The sequence below is a fragment of the Pseudomonas sp. Y5-11 genome (assembly GCF_022368695.1).
Lineage (GTDB): Bacteria > Pseudomonadota > Gammaproteobacteria > Pseudomonadales > Pseudomonadaceae > Aquipseudomonas > Aquipseudomonas parakoreensis.
Genome location: NZ_CP058974.1, coordinates 1,188,619 through 1,210,213, shown reverse-complemented (window position 1 = coordinate 1,210,213; position 21,595 = coordinate 1,188,619). Strand labels below are relative to the sequence as shown.

At 61.5% G+C, this 21,595-nt stretch carries 18 protein-coding genes; 10 read left to right on the top strand and 8 right to left on the bottom strand.

The window, feature by feature from the left end; translation table 11 throughout:
• Position 1 precedes the first annotated feature (1 nt).
• The gene (locus HXW87_RS05375) at positions 2-1,543 is read right to left on the bottom strand and encodes a phosphoenolpyruvate carboxykinase (protein ID WP_239778539.1); all 1,542 of its coding nucleotides are present in this window, start codon (positions 1,541-1,543) and stop codon (positions 2-4) included.
• Between the two features lie 181 nt (positions 1,544-1,724).
• The gene (gene hslO, locus HXW87_RS05370; protein ID WP_239778538.1) at positions 1,725-2,627 is read right to left on the bottom strand and encodes an Hsp33 family molecular chaperone HslO; all 903 of its coding nucleotides are present in this window, start codon (positions 2,625-2,627) and stop codon (positions 1,725-1,727) included.
• A gap of 104 nt (positions 2,628-2,731) precedes the next feature.
• Here hslO and HXW87_RS05365 point away from each other — a divergent pair, with 104 nt between their 5' ends.
• Positions 2,732-3,535 carry a phosphatase PAP2 family protein gene (locus HXW87_RS05365; protein ID WP_047290816.1) on the top strand — a complete coding sequence of 268 codons (804 nt, stop codon included), beginning with the start codon at positions 2,732-2,734 and terminating at the stop codon, positions 3,533-3,535.
• A 167-nt stretch (positions 3,536-3,702) separates the two neighbouring features.
• On the opposite strand, the gene HXW87_RS05360 is transcribed toward HXW87_RS05365, so the two are convergent.
• Positions 3,703-4,107: a S4 domain-containing protein gene (locus tag HXW87_RS05360; protein WP_047290815.1), complete on the bottom strand. Its 405-nt coding sequence runs from the start codon at positions 4,105-4,107 to the stop codon at positions 3,703-3,705.
• Between the two features lie 276 nt (positions 4,108-4,383).
• On the opposite strand from HXW87_RS05360, the gene HXW87_RS05355 reads away from it, so the two are divergent.
• Both HXW87_RS05355 and rimK read left to right on the top strand, forming a co-directional pair.
• The gene (locus HXW87_RS05355; RefSeq protein ID WP_230679352.1) at positions 4,384-4,803 is read left to right on the top strand and encodes an ATP-dependent zinc protease; all 420 of its coding nucleotides are present in this window, start codon (positions 4,384-4,386) and stop codon (positions 4,801-4,803) included.
• A complete protein-coding gene (gene rimK / locus HXW87_RS05350; protein ID WP_007949201.1) occupies positions 4,800-5,705 on the top strand; it encodes a 30S ribosomal protein S6--L-glutamate ligase in 906 nt (301 codons plus the stop codon). Before HXW87_RS05355 ends, rimK begins: the two co-directional genes overlap by 4 nt.
• 86 nt (positions 5,706-5,791) lie before the next feature.
• Here the strand turns inward: rimK and HXW87_RS05345 are convergent, their stop codons facing one another.
• Positions 5,792-7,105 (bottom strand): ATP-binding protein, encoded by a 1,314-nt coding sequence (locus tag HXW87_RS05345; RefSeq protein ID WP_027611205.1) that lies wholly within the window; start codon positions 7,103-7,105, stop codon positions 5,792-5,794.
• A gap of 114 nt (positions 7,106-7,219) precedes the next feature.
• Complete coding sequence (ompR, locus tag HXW87_RS05340; RefSeq protein ID WP_003220637.1) at positions 7,220-7,960, bottom strand: two-component system response regulator OmpR; 741 nt, start codon at positions 7,958-7,960, stop codon at positions 7,220-7,222.
• Positions 7,961-8,318: 358 nt separating this feature from the next.
• Between ompR and HXW87_RS05335 the strand changes: the two genes are divergently transcribed.
• The 7 genes from HXW87_RS05335 (at position 8,319) to tauD (ending at position 16,663) form a co-directional block, all read left to right on the top strand.
• Positions 8,319-10,643 carry a Tex family protein gene (locus HXW87_RS05335; RefSeq protein WP_239778537.1) on the top strand — a complete coding sequence of 775 codons (2,325 nt, stop codon included), beginning with the start codon at positions 8,319-8,321 and terminating at the stop codon, positions 10,641-10,643.
• Positions 10,643-11,026 carry a PaaI family thioesterase gene (locus HXW87_RS05330; protein WP_052912698.1) on the top strand — a complete coding sequence of 128 codons (384 nt, stop codon included), beginning with the start codon at positions 10,643-10,645 and terminating at the stop codon, positions 11,024-11,026. The genes HXW87_RS05335 and HXW87_RS05330 overlap by 1 nt, the downstream gene beginning before the upstream one ends.
• Positions 11,027-11,272: 246 nt before the next feature.
• Positions 11,273-12,856: a glutamate--cysteine ligase gene (gene gshA, locus HXW87_RS05325; RefSeq protein ID WP_047290811.1), complete on the top strand. Its 1,584-nt coding sequence runs from the start codon at positions 11,273-11,275 to the stop codon at positions 12,854-12,856.
• 208 nt (positions 12,857-13,064) lie between these two features.
• Entirely contained in the window at positions 13,065-14,042 is a 978-nt protein-coding gene (gene tauA, locus HXW87_RS05320) for a taurine ABC transporter substrate-binding protein (protein WP_239778536.1), read from the top strand.
• A gap of 16 nt (positions 14,043-14,058) precedes the next feature.
• The gene (gene tauB / locus HXW87_RS05315) at positions 14,059-14,853 is read left to right on the top strand and encodes a taurine ABC transporter ATP-binding subunit (protein WP_095667815.1); all 795 of its coding nucleotides are present in this window, start codon (positions 14,059-14,061) and stop codon (positions 14,851-14,853) included.
• The gene (tauC, locus tag HXW87_RS05310; RefSeq protein WP_095667816.1) at positions 14,850-15,683 is read left to right on the top strand and encodes a taurine ABC transporter permease TauC; all 834 of its coding nucleotides are present in this window, start codon (positions 14,850-14,852) and stop codon (positions 15,681-15,683) included. Before tauB ends, tauC begins: the two co-directional genes overlap by 4 nt.
• A gap of 137 nt (positions 15,684-15,820) precedes the next feature.
• Positions 15,821-16,663: a taurine dioxygenase gene (gene tauD / locus HXW87_RS05305; protein WP_095667817.1), complete on the top strand. Its 843-nt coding sequence runs from the start codon at positions 15,821-15,823 to the stop codon at positions 16,661-16,663.
• Positions 16,664-16,823: 160 nt separating this feature from the next.
• Here tauD and mgrA read toward each other — a convergent pair whose 3' ends face one another.
• The 3 genes from mgrA to HXW87_RS05290 all read right to left on the bottom strand — a co-directional run bounded on the left by mgrA (position 16,824) and on the right by HXW87_RS05290 (position 21,581).
• Positions 16,824-17,861, bottom strand: a complete 1,038-nt coding sequence (mgrA, locus tag HXW87_RS05300) for an L-glyceraldehyde 3-phosphate reductase (RefSeq protein ID WP_047290806.1) — start codon at positions 17,859-17,861, stop codon at positions 16,824-16,826.
• Positions 17,862-18,034: 173 nt separating this feature from the next.
• Complete coding sequence (locus tag HXW87_RS05295) at positions 18,035-19,354, bottom strand: LLM class flavin-dependent oxidoreductase (RefSeq protein ID WP_239778535.1); 1,320 nt, start codon at positions 19,352-19,354, stop codon at positions 18,035-18,037.
• A 1-nt stretch (position 19,355) separates the two neighbouring features.
• Positions 19,356-21,581 (bottom strand): TonB-dependent receptor, encoded by a 2,226-nt coding sequence (locus tag HXW87_RS05290; RefSeq protein WP_239778534.1) that lies wholly within the window; start codon positions 21,579-21,581, stop codon positions 19,356-19,358.
• Between the last annotated feature and the right edge of the window lie 14 nt (positions 21,582-21,595).

Here is a 21,595-nt window from a genome sequence, read left to right as displayed (position 1 = left end):
CTTACAACTTAGGACCCGCCGCCTTGATCGCGTCGCTCACTTCGAACTTTTTGAAGTTCTCGATGAACAGACCGGCCAGGGCCTTGGCCGCTTCGTCGTAGGCAGCCTTGTCAGCCCAGGTGTTGCGTGGGTTGAGCAGGTTGGTTTCAACGCCCGGTACGGCCAGTGGCACGTCGAGGTTGATGGTGTCCAGGTGCTCGGTGGCGGCACCGATCAGCGCGCCGCTCTGGATCGCGGCGATCACGGCACGGGTGGTCGGGATGTTGAAGCGTTTGCCGACGCCGTAGCCGCCGCCGGTCCAGCCGGTGTTGACCAGGTAAACCTTGGAACCGAAGCCGCGGATGCGCTTGATCAGCAGCTCGGCGTATTCACCAGCCGGACGCGGGAAGAACGGTGCGCCGAAGCAGGTGGAGAAGGTCGACTTGATGCCGCTGCCCGAACCCATTTCAGTCGAGCCCACCAGTGCGGTGTAGCCGGACAGGAAGTGGTAGGCCGCTTGCTCTTCGTTGAGGATCGACACTGGCGGCAGCACGCCGGTCAGGTCGCAGGTCAGGAAGATCACCGCGTTTGGCTCGCCGCCCAGGTTCTTCGCGGAACGCTTGGCAACGTGCTCCAGCGGGTAGGCCGCGCGGCTGTTCTGGGTCAGGCTGACATCGGCGTAGTCGGCGTGCTTGGCGTCGTCGATGGCCACGTTTTCCAGCACGGCGCCGTGCTTGATGGCTTTCCAGATGACCGGTTCGTTCTTCTCGGACAGGTCGATGCACTTGGCGTAGCAGCCGCCTTCGATGTTGAAGACAACGCCTTCGCCCCAGCCGTGTTCGTCGTCACCGATCAGGTAACGGCTTTCATCGGCCGACAGGGTGGTTTTACCAGTGCCCGACAGACCGAAGAACAGGGTCACATCGCCTTCTTCGCCGATGTTGGCAGCGCAGTGCATTGGCAGCACGTCAGCGGCCGGCAGCAGGAAGTTCTGCACGGAGAACATGGCTTTCTTCATCTCACCGGCGTAACGCATGCCGGCAATCAGCACTTTCTTCTGCGCGAAGTTGATGATCACGCAACCGTCGGAGTTGGTGCCGTCACGCTCAGGCACGCACTCGAAGTTGGCCACGTTGAGCACTTGCCACTCTTCACGACCGGCCGGGTTGTACTGGGCCGGGTTGATGAACAGGCAACGACCGAACAGGTTCTGCCAGGCAGTCTGGGTGGTCATTTTCACGGCCAGGTAGTGATCTTCAGCCGCGCCTACATGCACGTGGGAAACAAAGTGCTCTTGCGCGTTGTTGAACGCCTCGACACGAGCCCACAGCGCGTCGAACTTGTCGGCCGGGAACTTGCGGTTGATCGGGCCCCAGGCGATAGCGGCCTGGGTGGAAGGCTCTTCAACGATGAAACGATCGACTGGCGAACGGCCGGTGCGGTGACCGGTGCGAACAACCAGAGCGCCGGTATCGGCAAGCTCGCCCTCACCGCGTTGCAGGGCTTCTTTTACCAGATCATCAACACTCAGATCGGTGTACACGGCGTTATTGGCTTGCGTCATGAGGTTCCCCGTCGGCCAGTGGCCGAGTGTGCTCCAAACGTTTTGTAGTAGAAAGTCGTGCACTACTACCGCGAAAAAAGTGGGCCGGATTATGCCAGAAAAGCCCAAAAAGAGTAGGGTCCTCCCGTCGTAACGGCGAAATTCCGTCGTTACGCAGTGAATTTACCTGCGCTGAACCGTTTTAGTGCCGGGTATCTGACGGCGTGTCGACGCCTGCGCCAGCGAACAATTGAGCAATATCGGCCGAGTCGAACAGGTACTGCTGATTGCAAAACTGGCAATCGATCTCGACTTTGCCGCCCTGCTCGGCTGCCAGCGCCAGCGCATCTTCCAGCCCAAGACTGACCAGCGCGTTGCCGGAGCGTTCCCGCGAGCAACTGCAGCTGAAGCGCAAATGTTGCACATCGAACAGGCGTACCTGCTCTTCGTGATAGAGACGATGCAGGACGGTTTCGTTGTCCAGGCTGAGCAATTCATCGGCGTTCAGGGTGCTGGCCAGCGCGGTGATGTGCTGCCAGCTGGCGGCGCGCTCTTCTTCGTCTTTCAGGCGGTCGGCCGGCAGTTGCTGCAGCAGCATGCCGCGGGCACGACGGCCGTCGGCGAAGAGCTTGAAGCGGGTGCCGACCTGTTGCGACATGACGAAATAGTTGGTGAAGCAGTCCGACAGTGTCTCGCCGTCAAGATCAACAATGCCCTGATAGCGCTGACCAACAGTCGGGTCGACGGTCAAGGCCAGAACGCCGTTCGGCATCAGATCATTGAGGGTGGCGTCCGCCTTGATCTGCTCGGCGTTGTAACGCGCCAGGCCGCGGATCTCGCGCTCGCTGGAGCATTCGATCATCAGCAGCGGAATCGGGCCTTCGGAGCGCGCCTGCAGAATCAGCAAGCCGTCGAATTTCAGGGTGCCCACCAGCAACGAGGCCGCCGCCATCAATTCGCCCAGCAATTGCGCGACCGGCTCCGGGTACGGGTGCTTGGCGAGGACTTCGGCGTAGCTGCGCTCAAGCGCAACCAGTTCGCCGCGTGTGTCGCTGTCATCGAAGATGAAACGTTGGGTGAAATCGGTATCCGCTAGGTCGGTCATAATTTTGGGTATCTGAATGTGGTGACAAAATGGTTACAAGACGTGAAAATTTGCGCTTCTTGGCACCCTTTTTGGTGCCAGCGCTAAGCCATGGGAGGCATTTTATGAACAATCCGGGTTTGTTCCAATCAAGGTGGAACCTCGGCCGGCTGGTTCTGTGTAACGTAGTGCCCTTGGCGCTACTGGCTTTCTGGTTATGGCCTACGGGCCAAATGCTGTGTGTGATTTTCGACGAGTGGCTGTTCCGCTCACTCAATGCACCACTGGCCAGCAACCCCATATGGCTCCACATCTGGGCAATTGCAAGTCTGCGCCCGTTCGACATCATCGTCGGACTGATCCTGCTGACGCTGCTGATCAAGGGCGACTGGGTGTTCAAGGCGATTGATGTGCGTCGCGCCTTCTTCGGATTTTTCTCGATCCTGCTGTTGATGGTGGTGATTCGCGCGCTGTTTTCCAAATTCGCCGACTACATGGACTGGCAGCACAGCAGCCCGTCGATGGTGCTGGAAGGCGCGGTGCACCTGAGTGATTACTTCCCGCACCTGGAAAAAGCCTGGGAGCTGAAGGATCGCTCGAGCCAGAGCTTCCCCGGTGACCACGCTTCGGTGTTGCTGATCTGGGCACTGTTCATGGGCGTGTTCAGCCGTACTGTTGGTCAGTTCCTGACCGTCTGGGGCCTGGCACTGCTGTTCATGCTGCCGCGTCTGGTGGCCGGCGCGCACTGGGGCCAGGACGATTACATCGGCGGCATGCTGCTGGCGGTATGGGCGTTGGGCTGGGGTTACTACACACCATTCGCTTATCACGCCGCCAACTTCTGGCTGAAGGTGACTGCGCCGGTTTTCAATCTGCTGGGCAAGCTGCCGGTGGTTTCGCGGATGAGTGTGGTGTCTGCCGCGAACTGACAGTTGTGTGAAGACCTGTGGCGAGGGAGCTTGCTCCCGCTCGGCTGCGTAGCAGTCGCTTTACCCGTCGATGCAGTTGTATTTTGAAATACGTGCTCGCCTGTACAGGGCGTCCTTCGGCCGCCAGCGGGAGCAAGCTCCCTCGCCACAAGTGTGTTCGTCGCACACTACTCGTGGCTGCTGCCACGAAACTTGAACAGATCCCGCCGCTGCTTCTTGCTCGGTTTGCCATCAGTGCTCACGCCCAGCGCCCCGGCCTTACGCATCGCCGCTGCCGCTTCACGCTTGGCAATACTCGCCTCGGTCTCGGAATACAGCGTCTGCGCCTCGGGTGCGCCGCGACGCACGATCGACAAGGCGTCGACCCTCACCGTGCGCTCTTCAAAACCGGTACGAATCTCGAATTCATCGCCAATGCGTGGCTCTTTGCCAGGCTTGCAGCGCTCCCCTCGGCAGTGCACCTTGCCACTTTCGATGGCTGCTTTGGCCAGCGCCCGGGTTTTATAAAAGCGCGCCGCCCACAACCACTTGTCGAGCCGGACCTTGTCGTCCTCTTCGCTTTTTTGTGCCATGGAATTTCCTCATTCTGAAATATTGATGAACTGTACTACCGTTTCTGTCGTGCCATGAATGACGCCGCCGCGGATTACAATGCGCACCAGCCGACACCCGCTTGAGGCGTCGGCGATCCGGGCCATAGAAATCTGTCGCCTTTTAACCCTTATTCTGCGTGAATACCGCGAACCCGGCCCTTGCGGGCTGAGCGGTTGCCACGGTTGAGCATTTTTTTGAAGACATTTGACCATTTGACCGTTGTCGGTCTGCGCGAGTGGGTGGCGCTCCCGGATCTGGGAGTCGCGGGCCTGCGGGCGAAAATCGACACCGGCGCCAGCACCTCCAGCCTGCACGCCACCGACATTGAACCGTTCGAACGCGATGGCGAGAAGTGGGTGCGTTTCACCGCGCATCTGGGCACGGTGGTGCAGTTGCGTCATCGGCGTTGCGAAGCACCGCTGGTGACGCGCAAAACCATCAAAAGCTCCAACGGCCAGGCGCAGGTGCGCTATGTGATCAGCACCACCCTGGCCCTCGGTGATCGGGTCTGGCAGGTCGAGTTTACCCTCGCCTGCCGCAAGTCCATGCGCTATCGCCTGTTGCTCGGGTCCAAAGCCTTGATCGACGGCCAGCTGGTGGTCAATCCGGGCATCAAATATGTACAAGACAAGCCGGTGTTCCCGGTATCTACCTCCTCCACAGGTGTTGCATGAAGATCGCTGTGCTGTCGCGGAATCCGCGTCTGTATTCCACCCGTCGCCTGGTCGAAGCCGGCACCGAGCGCGGGCATGAAATGGTCGTGATCGACACCTTGCGCGCCTACATGAACATTGCCAGCCACAAGCCGCAAATCCACTACCGCGGCAAACCGCTGGAAGGCTTCGACGCGGTGATTCCGCGAATCGGTGCATCGGTGACGTTTTATGGCTGCGCGGTGTTGCGCCAGTTCGAAATGATGGGGGTGTTTCCGCTCAACGAGTCGGTGGCCATTGCCCGCTCCCGGGACAAATTGCGTTCGCTGCAACTGCTGTCGCGTCGCGGCATCGGCCTGCCGGTCACCGGCTTCGCTCACTCGCCGGACGACATTCCCGACCTGATCGACATGGTCAACGGCGCGCCGCTGGTGATCAAGGTGCTGGAAGGCACTCAAGGCATCGGTGTGGTGCTGTGCGAAACCGCAACCGCAGCCGAATCGGTGATCGAGGCGTTCATGGGCCTGAAGCAGAACATCATGGTTCAGGAATACATCAAGGAAGCCGGCGGTGCGGATATCCGCTGCTTCGTGGTCGGCGACAAGGTGATCGCAGCCATGAAACGTCAGGCCAAACCGGGCGAGTTCCGCTCCAACCTGCACCGTGGCGGCAGCGCCAGCCTGATCAAGATCACCCCGGAGGAACGCATGACTGCGTTGCGTGCGGCCAAGGTCATGGGCCTGGCGGTGGCGGGCGTGGATATTTTGCGTTCGAACCACGGGCCGCTGGTGATGGAAGTGAACTCGTCGCCGGGCCTGGAAGGCATCGAGACCACCACCGGCAAGAACGTGGCGGGGATCATCATCGAACATCTTGAGAAGAATGGCGGGCCGAACATGACTCGCACCAAGGGCAAGGGTTAAAAGCAAAAGATCGCCGCTTTCGGCAGCGCCTGCATGGGAATCCGTACCCTGCAGGCGCTGCCGAAGGCAGCGATCTTTTTCAACGGTTAAACAGCATCCCGCGGCAACATCAACCCCAACGGCAACCTTACCCGCGCTTCCAGCCCGCCACCGGAACGGTTGCGCAGCTCGACATTGCCGCCATGCATCGAAGCAATGCGCTTAACGATCGCCAGACCCAACCCGGTACCTTTGCCACCCCGGGCACGGTCGCCACGGGTGAACGGGTTGAAGATCGCCTCAAGCTCTGACGGATCAATCCCCGCGCCACGATCCATCACGCTCAACACCACGTACGGCGCGCTGGTATCGCCAGACACATAAGCCGCGACCTCGACGCCACTGCCGGCATGGTTCAGGGCGTTGCCGATCAGGTTGTTCAGCAGGCGTTTCATCGACACCCGGCGCAGTGGAAACGGCTGGATCGGTTCCAGTCGCAGGCGCACTTTCTCTTCGCTCTGGTTATAGGGTGCGGCCACCTCACGCACCAGATCGCTCAGGTCCACTTCTTCCACCGACTCGTCACGACCGTCACGAATGAACGCGAGGAACTGGTCGAGAATCGCGTCCATGTCTTCGATGTCGCGGACCATGTCGTCAGTCAGGTCATTGCGGTCGCCCATCAGCTCCAGCGACAGCCGCAAACGGGTCAGCGGCGTGCGCAAATCATGGGAGACCCCCGCCAGCATCAGCTCGCGCTCGCGACCGGCCTGTTCGACGTCTTCGGCCATCTGGTTGAAGGCGCGGTACACCTCGGTCATCTCGCTCGGTGTGTCGCTGATCGGCAGACGTACGCTGCGGCCCTGACCCAGTTGTCGGGCGGCGTACACCAGACGCTTCAAAGGCTGGTTGAGCTGGCTGACGAAAATCCACGCCGAGGCGGTGGACAGCAAGCCGATGGCGAGGAACCAGCCGAGCACGTTCCAGATTTTCTGGCCGCGCAATGGATGCGGGTACAGCGGCACTTTCAGCCAGCCATCGCCCAGGCTCGGTGCACGCACCCACAGCGCCGGCGGCGAGTGCATGCGCAAACGCACTTCGGTATCGGCGCCCAGCTCCGCCTGCATCTGCCGCTGATAAATTTCACTGTACGGCCAGTGCTGTTCGCCCTCCGGCACACCGGCGCCGACCACCCGGATCAGCGTCGCGGCATCGGCGATCTTCGCGCGGTTTTCTTCATCGGCCGCCCAATAGGCACGCAGCGTCAGGGCGACGCCGTGGCTGTATTGGCGATCCACCAGCACGTCCTCGTTCATCAACAGATAAACCAGGGTCAGCGCCTTGGAAAACAGCACGACGATGAGCACCAGCCAAAGGGTGCGGGAGAAAAAACTTTGGGGGAACCAGACGGGGGTTTTCATCGATAACCGTTACACACTTGCAGGAGCGAGCCATGCTCGCATATTGCGGATTGCGAGTCTGCGCAGAGGGTCGATCAACCCGATCTGCGCAGACCCGCTCCTACAAATCGCCGATCACTTGGTGGCGGCGCCATCCGGCACGAACACGTAGCCCACGCCCCAGACCGTCTGGATGTAGCGCGGTTTCGACGGATCCGGCTCGATCATCCGGCGCAGACGGGAGATCTGCACATCGATGGAACGCTCCAGGGCATCCCACTCGCGACCACGGGCCAGGTTCATCAGTTTGTCGCGGGTCAGCGGCTGACGCGCGTTCATCACCAGCGCCTTGAGCACCGCAAACTCACCGGTGGTGAGCATGTGCACTTCTTCGCCACGTTTCAGTTCGCGGGTCGCCAGCGACAGCACGTAATCACCGAAGGTGACATTTTCGTCTTCACTGCCCGGTGCACCTGGCACCGGTGCGGCCTGACGACGCAGAACAGCCTTGACCCGAGCCATCAGCTCGTCCGGGTTGAACGGCTTGGCCAGGTAGTCATCGGCGCCCAGTTCCAGGCCCTTGATGCGGCTCATCTCATCGCCCTTGGCGGTGAGCATGATGATCGGAATCTGATTGTTCGCGGCCCGCAGGCGACGGCATGCGGTCAGGCCGTCTTCGCCCGGCAGCATCAGGTCGAGGACCACCAGGTTGAACACTTCACGCGACAGCAGGCGGTCCATTTGCTCGGTGTTCGGTACGGCACGGGCGCGGTAGCCCTTGCTGACGAAAAAGCGTTCCAGCAGGCTGCTCAGCCCCGGATCGTCGTCAACAATAAGAATTTTTTCGCCTTCAGCATTGTTTGCAGTGCTGCTCATTGGATGCTCCTTTTAGCTCGGCGCGCATTATGGCGTAGCTGCCGTTATACGCACCGTGTGCATTGTTAGCAGATTTTTCCTTCACTGCCAGAAAACCGGGGTTTATGCCTACAGACTGCTACACCCCCGAATGACAGAACGCTGGTTATAATGCGCGGCGTTTTGTGCCAGGCAACGTCTGAATCGTTACCGCAGGTGGCCGGGCTTTTTTCGCGGTGGCCGCAGTAATTGTTCGATTTCACGGGTCAATGGGGAGCCTTTTGACCCAGGCAGCGGCAATTTTCTAGCCGCTCAACCAGACTCCGGGCCTTTATTTCCGTGCCTGCGAGCCTGCTTTCACACTATGTCAGGTGGTTTTATGGACAGCATCAACAGCCGCATCGCCGAGGAACTCGGCGTACGCCCGCAACAGGTCGAAGCGGCCGTCGCGCTACTCGATGAAGGCTCTACCGTTCCCTTCATCGCCCGTTACCGGAAAGAAGTCACCGGCAGCCTCGATGACACCCAGCTGCGTCATCTGGAAGAGCGTCTGCGCTACCTGCGAGAACTCGACGAACGGCGCATCAGCATCCTCGCCAGCATCCAGGAGCAGGGCAAACTCACCCCCGCCCTCGAGCGCGACATCAAACTCGCCGACACCAAGACCCGCCTCGAAGACTTGTACCTGCCGTACAAGCAGAAGCGCCGCACCAAGGGCCAGATTGCCCTGGAAGCCGGCCTCGGCGAGCTGGCCGACGGCCTGTTCAACGACCCGAATCTGTCGCCAGAAACCGAAGCCGCACGCTTCGTCGACGCCGAGAAAGGCGTAGCCGACGTGAAAGCTGCGCTGGAAGGCGCCAAGTACATCCTGATGGAGCGCTTCGCCGAAGACGCCAGTCTGCTGGAGAAGCTGCGTAACTTCCTCAAGCAGGAAGCGACCATCAGCGCCCGCGTGATCGCTGGCAAGGAAGAAGAAGGCGCCAAGTTCCGCGACTACTTCGAACACGACGAGCCGCTGAAAAGCATGCCGTCGCACCGCGCACTCGCGATTTTCCGTGGCCGCAACGAAGGCATCCTCAGCTCCGCACTGAAAGTCGGCGACGAACTGCCGGGCACCATGCACCCGTGCGAAGGCATGATCGGCCAGCAATTCGGCATCCAGAACCAGAACCGCCCGGCCGACAAATGGCTCGGTGAAGTGGTGCGCTGGACCTGGAAGGTCAAGCTTTACACGCACCTGGAAACCGACCTGCTCGGCGAGCTGCGCGACAGTGCCGAAACCGAGGCGATCAACGTCTTCGCCCATAACCTGCACGACCTGTTGCTGGCGGCGCCGGCCGGCCCGCGTGCGACCCTGGGCCTTGACCCGGGCCTGCGTACCGGCTGCAAAGTCGCGGTGGTGGACTCCACCGGCAAGCTGCTCGATCACGCCACGGTTTATCCGCATGTGCCGCACAACAAGTGGGATCAGACCATCGCGATCCTGGCCGCCCTGTGCGCCAAGCACTCGGTTGATCTGATCGCCATCGGCAACGGCACCGCCAGCCGCGAAACCGACAAACTGGCGATCGAGCTGATCAAAAAATACCCGGCGATGAAAATGACCAAGGTCATGGTCTCCGAGGCCGGCGCCTCGGTGTACTCGGCATCGGAACTGGCAGCCAAGGAATTCCCGGATCTGGACGTGTCGATCCGTGGTGCGGTGTCGATCGCTCGCCGCTTGCAGGATCCGCTGGCCGAGCTGGTGAAGATCGATCCGAAATCCATCGGTGTCGGCCAGTACCAGCACGACGTGTCGCAGCTGAAACTGGCGCGCGGTCTGGATGCGGTGGTCGAGGACTGCGTGAACGCCGTCGGTGTCGATGTGAACACCGCCTCGGTGGCCTTGCTGGCGCGGATCTCCGGCCTCAACGCGACTTTGGCGCAGAACATCGTCGCTCACCGTGACGAGCACGGCGCCTTCAAGACCCGTGCGGCGCTGAAGAAAGTCGCGCGTCTGGGCGAGAAAACTTTCGAACAGGCCGCAGGCTTCCTGCGCGTCATGAATGGCGACAACCCGCTGGATTCTTCCGCTGTGCACCCGGAAGCCTATCCGCTGGTGCAGCGCATTGCCGCTGAAACCGACCGTGACATTCGCTCGCTGATCGGCGACGCCGCATTCCTCAAGCGTCTGGATCCGAAGAAATTCACCGACGAAACCTTCGGTCTGCCCACCGTCACCGACATCCTGCAAGAACTGGAAAAACCCGGCCGCGACCCGCGTCCGGAGTTCAAGACTGCCGAGTTCCAGGAAGGCGTCGAAGACCTCAAAGACCTGCAACTGGGGATGATCCTCGAAGGCGTCGTGACCAACGTGACCGCGTTTGGCGCGTTCGTCGACATCGGCGTGCATCAGGACGGTCTGGTGCACATCTCGGCGCTGTCGGAGAAGTTCATCAAGGACCCACGCGAAGCGGTGAAGGCCGGTGACGTGGTGAAAGTGAAGGTCATGGAAGTCGACATCCCGCGCAAACGCGTCGGCCTGTCGATGCGCATGAGTGATACCCCGGGCGAGAAGATCGACGGTGCCCGCGGTTCGCGTCCAGGCTCGGCACCGCGCCAGTCGTCGAACAACGCACCACGCAAGGAAACGGCCACAGCCGCACCGGCAAACAACGCCATGGCTTCGCTGTTCGCTAACGCCAAGCAGTTGAAGAAACGCTGATGGAGATTCCGGCCGGGCTCGTCGAGAGCGCGTTTTTCCAGCTGTTGGGCTGCCGCCTGCACAGCCTGGAAACCGGGGTGGCGCAAGTCGCCCTGGTGCTGGAACCGCAACTGCGTAATCGCGGCGGCAAATTGCACGGTGGCGCACTGTTCAGTCTGGTGGATATCGCCATGGGGCTGGCCTGTTCCAGCACCCACGGCTTCGACCAGCAGAGCGCGACCATCGAGTGCAAGATCAACTACATCCGCGCCGTATCCGACGGCGAGGTGCTGTGCACGGCGCGGGTGATCCACCCGGGCCGTCGCACGCTGGTGGTCGAGGCCGACGTGATGCAGGGCGACAAACTGGTCGCAAAAGCGCAAGGCACGTTCGCTGTCCTGTAGATGTTGTTCATCATTTTGAGTTAATTTCGGCGCAATGAATCCTGTAGGAGCTGCCGCAGGCTGCGATCTTTTGATCTTGCTATTGAAAAACAAAATCAAAAGATCGCAGCCTGCGGCAGCTCCTACAGTTTATGTGTGTGGCTGACCGGCTAGAAAACCAGGCGAAAACGCCAGTTTCAACTTCACCCTTGTAGACCGTCCTGCCCACCCCCATATTGGGGCGACTGACGCGTGAAGGAATCCAAATTGAGCGAACTTCTCAACCGCCGCCTGGCTCTGCTCGGCGAGCGCGCCAACCTCTCTCTGCTCGAACAGTGCCTCCACGGTATCGAACGTGAATGCCTGCGCGTGACCAGTGAAGGTCGTCTGGCGCAAACGCCGCACCCGGAAGCCTTGGGTTCCGCGCTGACCAATGAACAGATCACCACCGACTATTCCGAGTCGCTGCTGGAATTCATCACCCCTGCCCTGCCCGACCCGGCCGATACGCTGGCGAGCCTGGACAAGATTCATCGCTTTGCCTACAGCAAGCTCGGCAACGAGTACCTGTGGAGTCCATCGATGCCGTGCCCGTTGCCGGCCGAGGAAGACATCCCGATCGCCTATTACGGCACCTCCAACATCGGTCAGCTCAAATACGTCTACCGCAAGGGCCTGGCCCTGCGGTACGGCAAGACCATGCAGTGCATCGCCGGGATCCACTACAACTTTTCCCTGCCGGAAAAGCTCTGGCCGCTGCTGCGCGAAGCCGAGGGTTTTGTCGGCACCGACCGCGACTTCCAGTCGTCGTCCTACATCGCGCTGATCCGTAACTTCCGCCGCTACAGCTGGCTGCTGATGTACCTGTTCGGTGCTTCGCCAGCGCTGGACGCAGGCTTCCTGCGCGGCCGTTCGCATCAGTTGGAACAGCTGGACCCGGACACGCTGTACCTGCCGTACGCCACCAGCCTGCGCATGAGCGACCTCGGTTACCAGAGCAACGCCCAGGCTGGCCTGACGCCGTGCTACAACGATCTGGCGAGCTACACCGACAGCCTGCGCAAGGCTGTGGCCACGCCGTATCCGCCATATGTGGAAGTCGGCACGCACCAGGATGGAGAGTGGGTTCAGCTCAACACCAACATCCTGCAGATCGAAAACGAGTACTACTCCAACATCCGCCCGAAACGCGTGACCTACACCGGCGAGCGGCCAATCCAGGCACTGATGGCCCGTGGCATTCAGTACGTCGAAGTGCGTTGCCTGGACATCAACCCGTTCCTGCCGATGGGCATCGACGTCACCGAGTCGCGCTTCCTCGACGCGTTCCTGCTGTATTGCGCGCTGAACGACAGTCCGCTGCTGACCAACACTTCGTGCGGCAATGCCACTTCGAACTTCCTCAGCGTGGTCAAGGAAGGCCGGCGTCCGGGGCTGCAATTGCAGCGTGACGGTGAAGCGGTCGAGCTGAAGGTCTGGGCAGCCGAGCTGCTGGAAAAAATCGCACCGCTGGCGGCGTTGCTTGATCAAAGCCACGGCGGCGACGCGCATAGCAAGGCGCTGGATGCGCAACTGGCCAAAGTCAGCGACCCGTCCCTGACCCCGTCGGCGCAGGTGCTGGCCGCGATGGCCGAGCACAAGGAAAGCTTTGCGCAATTCTCCCTGCGTCAGAGCCAGGCCCACGCCGAGTTCTTCCGCCGCGAGCCGTTGACGGCGGATGAGCAGGCGAAGTTCGAGGAACTGGCGCGTTCGTCGCTGGCGCAACAGGCGGAGCTTGAACAGAACGAGGTGGGCGATTTCGATGTGTTTGTCGGGTCGTATCAGGCGAGCATTCTGGCGATCAGCAACTAAGCGCCGCCTTTGAAAAGATCGCAGCCTGCGGCAGCTCCTACAGGGTGTACGCCTATCCCATGTAAGAGCTGCCGCAGGCTGCGATCTTTTGATCTTTAGATTTTTCCGCTCATAAGCTAAGTCTAAAAAGTTATTTATTTTTAGTTTCTTAGATCATTTAGTCTCCTTTCACGCCGATCGTCGGTCGCCTGATTTGGAGCACTCCCCCATGAAACTGAATTTCCCGCTTCGCCTGCTGGCCGTGGCCTCGTTGGCTGCTGCGAGCTTTCTGGCGCAGGCCGCCGACCTCACCGTCGCCTACCAGACCACCGTCGACCCCGCGAAAGTCGCCCAGGCCGATGGCGCCTACGAGAAAGCCACCAAAGCCGACATCAGCTGGCGCAAGTTCGACAACGGCGCCGACATCATCGCCGCCATCGCGTCCGGTGACGTGCAGATCGGCTACCTCGGTTCCAGCCCGCTGACCGCTGCGATCACCCGCAAAGTCCCGGTGGAAACTTTCCTCATCGCCACCCAGATCGGCGCCGCTGAAGCACTGGTCGCTCGCGACGGTTCCGGGATCAAGACCCCGCAGGATCTGGTCGGCAAGAAAATCGCCGTGCCGTTCGTGTCCACCGGTCACTACAGCCTGCTCGCCGCGCTGAAGCACTGGAACATCGATCCGTCGAAAGTCACCGTGCTCAACCTCGCCCCGCCAGCGATCATCGCCGCGTGGAAACGCGGTGATATCGACGCTACTTACGTGTGGGATCCGGCCCTCGGTGTGGCCAAGGAAAACGGCAAAGTGCTGATCACTTCCGGCGAACTGGCCAAGTTCGGCGCGCCGACCTTCGATGCCTGGATCGTGCGCAAGGACTTCGCCGAGAAGCACCCGGAAATCGTCACCGCGTTCGCCAAGGTCACCCTCGACGCCTACGCCGATTACCGCAAGGATCCCAAAGCCTGGCTCGCCGACCAGTCCCACGTCGACAAGCTGGTGAAGCTTTCCGGCGCCAAGGCCAGCGACATTCCATTGCTGCTGCAAGGCAACGTCTACCCGTTGGCAGCTGATCAAGTGATCAGCCTCGGCGCGCCGACCACCCAAGCCATCACCGACACCGCCGCGTTCCTCAAGGAGCAAGGCAAGGTCGAAGCCGTACTGCCGGACTACGCGCCGTACGTCAGCGCCAAATACATCACCAACTGATCGGGAGTTCACTGCGATGGCCTTGCTACAGCTGGAGCGCATCAGCGCACAGTACCCGGGCAGCCCGGAACCGGTGCTGGCGGACATTTCCCTGACCCTCGGGCCTCAGCAATTGCTGGTCGCCCTCGGCCCGTCCGGCAGTGGCAAGACCTCGCTGTTGAACCTGATTGCCGGCTTCGTCGAACCCAGCGCCGGGCGCATCACCCTCGACGGCGTGCCAGTCAAAGGCCCGAGCGCCGAACGCGGCGTGGTGTTCCAGGATGACGCGCTGCTGCCCTGGCAGGATGTGTTGGCCAACGTCGCGTTCGGTCTGGAGCTGGCCGGCGTCGCCAAGGACAAACGCGAAAAGATCGCCCGGGAAATGCTCGCGCTGGTTGACCTCGGAGGTTTTGAACACCGCCGGATCTGGCAGCTCTCGGGCGGCCAGAAACAGCGCGTCGGCCTGGCCCGCGCCCTCGCCGCCGACCCGCGCGTGCTGCTGATGGACGAGCCCTTCGGCGCCCTCGACGCCTTCACTCGCGAGCAGATGCAGGAGCTGTTGCTGCAAGTCTGGCAGCGCACCGCCAAACCGGTGTTCCTGATTACCCACGACATCGAAGAAGCGGTATTTCTCGCCACTGACCTGATTCTGCTGGCGCCGAATCCGGGGCAGATCGTTGAGCGACTGCCTCTGGATTTCGGCCAGCGCTACGCCGCCGGTGAGTCGGCGCGGGCGATCAAATCCGACCCGCGTTTTATCGAAACCCGCGAGCACGTGCTGAGCAAAGTGTTCTCGCAACGCAGCGCCGTACAACGGCAGGAGCGCGCATGAGCAGTTACGACGTTTCCGCCCCCGCAGTGAAAACCCCGTCGGTGGCGATTCCAGTCCGGCGCAGCCTCAGCAACCGCTGGATCAGCCTGCTGACCCTGTTCGCCTTGCTGGTGATCTGGTGGGCGGTGACCGCCAGCGGTTTGATCGAACCGCTGTTCCTGCCACCACCGTCCGCCGTGCTGCAAAAAGGCTGGTTGCTCGCGACCAGCGGTTACATGGATTCAACTCTGTGGCAGCACCTGGGCGCGAGCCTGAGCCGCATCGGTCTGGGTCTGGGTTTTGCGATTCTGACCGCGGTGCCGGTGGGCATCGCCATCGGCGCCAACCGTATTGCTCGTGGTGTGCTTGACCCGCTGATCGAGTTCTATCGGCCGATTCCGCCGCTGGCGTATCTGCCGCTGATCGTGATCTGGTGCGGTATCGGCGAGTTGTCGAAAGTGCTGCTGATCTACTTGGCGATTTTCGCGCCGATCGCCATCGCCACCGCGACCGGCGTGCGCACCGTTGACCCGGCGAAATTGCGCGCTGCGCAGTCGCTCGGTGCCACTCGCGCACAACTGATCCGCCATGTGATTTTGCCCAGCGCCCTGCCGGACATTCTCACCGGTGTGCGAATTGGTCTGGGCGTTGGCTGGTCGACCCTGGTCGCCGCCGAACTGATCGCCGCCACCAGCGGTTTGGGTTTCATGGTGCAATCGGCCGCGCAATTTCTGGTCACCGATGTGGTGGTGCTGGGGATTCTGGTGATCGCCCTGATTGCCTTCGCCATGGAAATGGGCCTGCGTGCGCTGCAGCGCAAACTGGTGCCGTGGCACGGCCAAACCCACTAAAGCATTTGTGAATCCTCCCGTGTAGGAGCTGCCGCAGGCTGCGATCTTTTGATCTGCTTTTAAAAAACAAATCAAAAGATCGCAGCCTGCGGCAGCTCCTACAGGGGCGCGGTTACCCGGAATTGAAGAGAACCATCATGAGCAGCCTGACCATCACCCCCTTAAGTTCGGCCCTCGGCGCGCAGATCAGCGGCGTCGACGTCAGCCAGCCGTTGAACCTGGAACAGCGCAATGCCATCGAGCAGGCGCTGCTCAAGTACCAGGTGCTGTTCTTTCGCAACCAGCCGATCGAGCCTTCGCAACAGGCGCGTTTCGCGGCGTACTTTGGCGACCTGCACATCCATCCGATCTACCCGAACGTGCCGGAGCAGCCCGAGGTGCTGATCCTCGACACCGCCGTCACTGACGTGCGCGACAACGCGATCTGGCACACCGACGTGACCTTCCTGCCAACGCCGGCGATGGGCGCGGTGCTCAGCGCCAAGCTGCTGCCGGAGTTCGGTGGCGATACGTTGTGGGCCAGCGGGATTGCCGCGTACGAAGCGCTTTCGGCGCCGATGAAAACCCTGCTCGAGGGGCTGACTGCGACCCACGATTTCACCCGCTCGTTTCCGCTGGAGCGCTACGGCAACACGCCCGAAGCGTTGGCACAGTGGGAAGAGGCACGACGCAAGAACCCACCGTTGTCACACCCGGTGATCCGCACGCACCCGGTAAGCGGGCGCCGTTCGTTGTTCGTCAACGAAGGCTTCACCTCAAAGATCAACGAACTGTCGGACACCGAAAGCGAGGCGATTCTGAAATTCCTGTTCGCCCACGCAACGCGGCCTGAATTCACCATTCGCTGGCGCTGGCAGCAGGACGACATCGCGTTCTGGGATAACCGCGTGACCCAGCATTACGCGGTGGATGATTACCGTCCGGCGCGGCGGGTGATGCAGCGGGCGACGATGCTGGGGGATGTGCCGTTCTTCAAATGAGGCCCGATTTCCTCATTGCCTGAACTGGCCCCTTCGCGGGCAAGCCCGCTCCCACAGGTACAGCACCGTTCACAGACTTTGTGTACGACTGGAACCCTGTGGGAGCGGGCTTGCCCGCGAAAGCGTCAGAGCAGGCGCCGAATAATTCGGCGCCAGTCACTTATTCAGCGGTCGAAGGCTTCTCCCACAGATTGATCCCGCCCTCCTGGGCAAAGCGATCAATCTCCGCCAGTTCCTCAGCACTGAAGCTCAGATTCTTCAGTGCCCCGACGTTTTCGATGATCTGCTCCGGCCGGCTCGCACCGATCAGCGCCGAAGTTACCCGTGGATCACGCAGGGTCCAGGCCAATGCCAGCTGCGCCAGGCTCTGGCCACGACGCTTGGCAATCTCGTTCAACGCACGCACGTGGGCAATGTTGGCCTCGGACAAGTGCGACGCCTGCAGCGAACCACCGCCCGGACGATTGACCCGCGCATCCGCCGGCACGCCGTTGAGGTATTTGTCGGTCAGCAGACCTTGGGCCAACGGTGTGAACGCAATCACGCCAGTGCCGAGTTCTTCGGTGGTGTCGAGCAGGTCTTTTTCCACCCAGCGATTGAGCAGGTTGTACGCCGGCTGATGAATCAGCAGCGGCACCTTCCATTCCTTGAGCAGCGCAGCGATCTCGCGGGTTTTCACCCCGGAGTACGACGAGATGCCGATGTACAACGCCTTGCCCTGCTGCACGGCGGTGGCGAGGGCGCTGGCGGTCTCTTCCAGCGGAGTGTCCGGGTCGAAGCGGTGCGAATAGAAAATATCCACGTAGTCCAGACCGAGGCGCTGCAGGCTCTGGTCGAGACTGGCCAGCACGTATTTTCGCGAGCCACCGCCCTGACCATAAGGGCCGGGCCACATGTCCCAACCGGCCTTGCTGGAGATGATCAGCTCATCGCGGTACGGCTTGAAGTCTTCGCGCAGCAGACGACCGAAATTGGTCTCGGCGCTGCCGTATGGCGGGCCGTAGTTGTTGGCCAGGTCGAAGTGGTTGATGCCTAGGTCGAACGCCGTACGCAGCAGGGCGCGCTGGGTGTCGATCGGCGTGCTGTCGCCGAAGTTGTGCCACAGGCCCAGCGACAGCGCCGGCAGCACCAGACCGCTGCGGCCGACGCGGCGGTAAGGGATGGAGTCGTAGCGGTTTTCGGCAGCGGTATAAGTCATCGAATCCTCTCTTGTTTGATTAACAGCAAATTGAGGGTGAATTTCAACTTTGTGGTGAGGGGATTTATCCCCGATGGACGGCGTAGCCGTCCCAAAAAAATCGCGAATTTGAATACAGATTTGGGGGTGGCTTTCGCCACCCATCGGGGATAAATCCCCTCACCACAGGTTGTTTACACAAATCTGTTTTGCGGTCGGACCAGGCCGAGGTGCTCGCGCAAGGTTCGGCCCTCATATTCGGTTCTGAACAGCCCACGCCGCTGCAGTTCCGGGACCACGCCATTAGCGAAGTCTTCGAGTCCGCCCGGCAGGTGCGGCACCAGCACGTTGAAGCCATCCGCCGCGCCTTGTTCGAACCACGCCTGCAAGTGATCGGCGATCTGCGTCGGCGTGCCCACCAGGCTGTAATGCCCGCGTCCGCCAGCCATCCTGCGGCCCAATTCGGCGAGGGTCAGGTTCTCCCGGCCCGCCAGCTCAGTCAGCAGTTTCTGCCGGCTCTGCTGGCCGCTGTCGGTCAGCGGCAACTCAGGCAACGGTCCGTCCAGCGGGTACTTCGACAAGTCGAAGTTGCCCAGCATACGCCCAAGCAACGCCACGCCAACCTCCGGCTCGACCAATTGCTGAAACGTTTCACATTTTTCCTGCGCTTCGGCTTCTGTCTGCCCGACGACGACAAACACTCCCGGCATGATTTTCAGCGAATCGGCACTGCGCCCGTACTTGGCCAGACGTCCCTTGAGGTCGGCGTAGAACGCCTGCGCACCGGCCAGCGACGTCTGCGCGGTGAACACCACTTCAGCAGTTTGTGCCGCCAGCTCACGCCCGGTTTCGGACGAGCCGGCCTGCACGATCACCGGTTGTCCCTGTGGCGAGCGTGCGACGTTCAGCGGGCCTTTCACCCGAAAGTGTTCACCGACGTGATCCAGCACGTGAAGCTTCGACGGGTCGTAATAAGCGCCACTGGCCTTGTCGCGGACAAACGCATCATCCTCCCAACTGTCCCACAGCCCGGTGACCACCTGATGAAACTCCCGGGCGCGGCTGTAGCGCTCGGCGTGGCCGATGTGCTCGTCGCGACCAAAGTTCAGTGCCTCGGCAGCGTTGTCCGAGGTCACCAGATTCCACCCGGCGCGGCCGCCCGACAGATGATCGAGCGAGGCGAATTTGCGCGCCACGTGATACGGCTCGTTGTAGCTGGTGGTCGCCGTGGCGATCAGGCCGATGTGCTCGGTCACCGCGCTCAGGGCCGAGAGCAAAGTCAGCGGCTCGAAGTGATCCGAGCGTGCCATGCGGCTGGCGATGGTCTGGGTCGGCGCGGCAACGCTGTCGGCGACGAACAGCGTGTCGAACTTCGCCGCCTCGGCAATCTGCGCCAGACGCTTGTAGTGGGCGAAATCCAGCCCGGCATTGGCCGGTACCTGCGGGTGACGCCACGCGGCGACGTGGTGCCCGGTGGCCATGAGAAACGCGCCGAGTTTCAGTTGTCTGCTCATCTCAGAAATCCTTGCGCAGTTGCACGCCGAAGTAGCGCTCGTCATCCCGTGGCACGGCGCGATAGATGTAGTTGCCGCCGCTGGCGAGCAGGGGTGAATAGGACTTGTCGGCGAGGTTTTTGCCCAGCAGCGCCACGCGCCAGCCGTTGCTGTAATCGGCGAGCGCTACGCTGGCGTTCCAGAGGCCGTACGCACCTTGTTTGGTGTCGGCGTTCTGACTGATGTCGTACTGCACTTCGCTCTGCCAGCTGTAGTCGGTGCCGAGTTCGATATCCAGGCCGTTGTCCAGCGGGATGCTGTAGTCGGCGCGCACGTAGCTTTTCCAGTCGGGGCTGAACGGCAACGGCTTGCCATTGACGTTGCAGGACGCTGCCGCACCGGCCGGGCAACTGAATTGGTCGATGCGCGCACGGGTGTAGGCCAGCGCACCGGAGATCTTCAGTTGCTGGGTCGCCTGCAAGGCGTAATCGAGCTCGACGCCTTCGGTGCTGACACTGCCGGCGTTGATCAGGCGCGTCACCACTTGCCCGGCGACCGTGTCGAAAAAGTTTGCCTGGTAGTTGTCGTAGTCGCTGTGGAACACCGCGAGGTTGGTGGTCAGCCGGTTGTTCCAGGTGGTGGCCTTGATACCCGCCTCCCAAGTGTTCGAGGTCTCCGGTTTCAGCGCTTCGGTGTCACGCGGCTGCATGTTGAAGAACACATTGTAGGCCGGGCCTTTGTAGCCGCGCGAATAGGTCAGGTACGTGGTGACCGCATCGCTGAGGTCGTACTGCACGCCGAGCCGGCTGGACCAGCCGTCCTCGTCCACCGAACCGGAACTGCGGGTGGCCGGCTGGATGCCGCTGACTGTGGTCGCCGAGGTCGAGACGCGGCGGTGAGCGTATTCCAGATCATCGTGGGTGTAGCGCAGGCCGGCGATGCCACGCAGGTCGGGAGTGAAGTTCAGCGTGGCTTCGCCAAACGCCGCGTGGCTGTCGCTGGTGGTGCTGTAGTCAGCCACGCCACGGTTGACGCTGGTCGGCGTCGTCAGGGTGCGCTGGTAGGTCTCGTCATCCTTGCCGTGCATGTAGAACAGGCCGCCGACGTATTCGAGGAACTCACCTTTCGGCGAGGCCAGGCGCAGCTCTTGCGAGTACTGGTCGAAGGAAAGATCGCCCTTGTCGGCGGTGCCGGGGAACGCTGCAGTGATCGTGCTCAGCCGATCGCCGTCCTGATACTGGGTGTTGTCCCAGCCGCGCCACGCAGTGATCGAGGTCAGGGTGTAACCGCCCAGTTGCCAGTCGAGCTGGCCGGACAGGCCCTTGTTGGTGTCCTCGACATGGCTGCGGGTATCGGTGTTGATGTCGCGGTTGTGACTGCTGGCGTAGACCGGGCCCAGCGCGTTGGCGAAGGCCGGGGTCAGCGACTTGCTGACCACGCCGTTGGGGCCGTCGTCGTGGGACTGCATGTAGTCGGCAATCAAGGTGAAGGTGACGTCGTCGTTCGGGGTGAATTCGAGTTTGCCGCGCACCCCGCGATGGTTGTAGCCGTTGACCTCCTGGCCGTTGTACTGGTTATCGACGTTGCCGTCGTAACTGCCGAACAGGGTGCTGATCGACCCCTTGAGCGTGTCCGGAATCAGGCTGCCGCCAATGCCGAAGCGGGTGCGGCTTTCGTTGCCGCTGTAGTACGACTGGTCGATGTAACCGTGGGTCTCGTTGGTCGGCGCCTTGCTGGTGATGTTGAGCACACCGGCCGAGGCGTTCTTGCCGAACAGCGTGCCTTGCGGGCCACGCAGCACTTCGACGCGCTCCAGATCCAGCAGGTCGAGCGTCGATTGACCGGGACGCGCATAGACCACGCCATCGATCACCGTGGCCACCGTTGGCTCGACGCCGGGCGAGGTGGAAATCGTGCCGACGCCCCGCACAAACAACGAGGTGTCCTTGTTCGACGCCCCAGTGCGGAAATTCAGCGACGGCACTTGCTGGACGATGCTCGCCACGCCGTTACGGTTGTCGCGCTCCAGTTGTTCGCCGTCGATCACCGACACTGCCACCGGAACCTTCTGCAGCGACGCTTCGCGGCGAGTGGCGGTGACCGTGACGGACTTGAGGGTCGGCTCTTGTTCGCGGCTGTCGGCGGCGAAAGCCGTGGGCAGCGGCAACGCCGCCAGCCCTGTAAAAATCCAGCCAGCGGCGCGAATCGATTGCGCCAGTTTGTGTGTCGCCCCGGGAGTGTTGTGCATGGTTGCCCGCTCGA

Coding starts and splice junctions, on each gene's coding strand:
- hslO (WP_239778538.1), bottom strand. CDS start 2,627: ATGACCGACCTAGCGGATACCGATTTCACCCAACGTTTCATCTTCGAT.
- mgrA (WP_047290806.1), bottom strand. CDS start 17,861: ATGACTTATACCGCTGCCGAAAACCGCTACGACTCCATCCCTTACCGC.
- ompR (WP_003220637.1), bottom strand. CDS start 7,960: ATGAGCAGCACTGCAAACAATGCTGAAGGCGAAAAAATTCTTATTGTT.
- rimK (WP_007949201.1), top strand. CDS start 4,800: ATGAAGATCGCTGTGCTGTCGCGGAATCCGCGTCTGTATTCCACCCGT.
- HXW87_RS05295 (WP_239778535.1), bottom strand. CDS start 19,354: ATGAGCAGACAACTGAAACTCGGCGCGTTTCTCATGGCCACCGGGCAC.
- tauA (WP_239778536.1), top strand. CDS start 13,065: ATGAAACTGAATTTCCCGCTTCGCCTGCTGGCCGTGGCCTCGTTGGCT.
- tauD (WP_095667817.1), top strand. CDS start 15,821: ATGAGCAGCCTGACCATCACCCCCTTAAGTTCGGCCCTCGGCGCGCAG.
- HXW87_RS05360 (WP_047290815.1), bottom strand. CDS start 4,107: ATGGCACAAAAAAGCGAAGAGGACGACAAGGTCCGGCTCGACAAGTGG.
- HXW87_RS05330 (WP_052912698.1), top strand. CDS start 10,643: ATGGAGATTCCGGCCGGGCTCGTCGAGAGCGCGTTTTTCCAGCTGTTG.
- HXW87_RS05290 (WP_239778534.1), bottom strand. CDS start 21,581: ATGCACAACACTCCCGGGGCGACACACAAACTGGCGCAATCGATTCGC.
- HXW87_RS05375 (WP_239778539.1), bottom strand. CDS start 1,543: ATGACGCAAGCCAATAACGCCGTGTACACCGATCTGAGTGTTGATGAT.
- HXW87_RS05365 (WP_047290816.1), top strand. CDS start 2,732: ATGAACAATCCGGGTTTGTTCCAATCAAGGTGGAACCTCGGCCGGCTG.
- HXW87_RS05345 (WP_027611205.1), bottom strand. CDS start 7,105: ATGAAAACCCCCGTCTGGTTCCCCCAAAGTTTTTTCTCCCGCACCCTT.
- HXW87_RS05335 (WP_239778537.1), top strand. CDS start 8,319: ATGGACAGCATCAACAGCCGCATCGCCGAGGAACTCGGCGTACGCCCG.
- tauC (WP_095667816.1), top strand. CDS start 14,850: ATGAGCAGTTACGACGTTTCCGCCCCCGCAGTGAAAACCCCGTCGGTG.
- tauB (WP_095667815.1), top strand. CDS start 14,059: ATGGCCTTGCTACAGCTGGAGCGCATCAGCGCACAGTACCCGGGCAGC.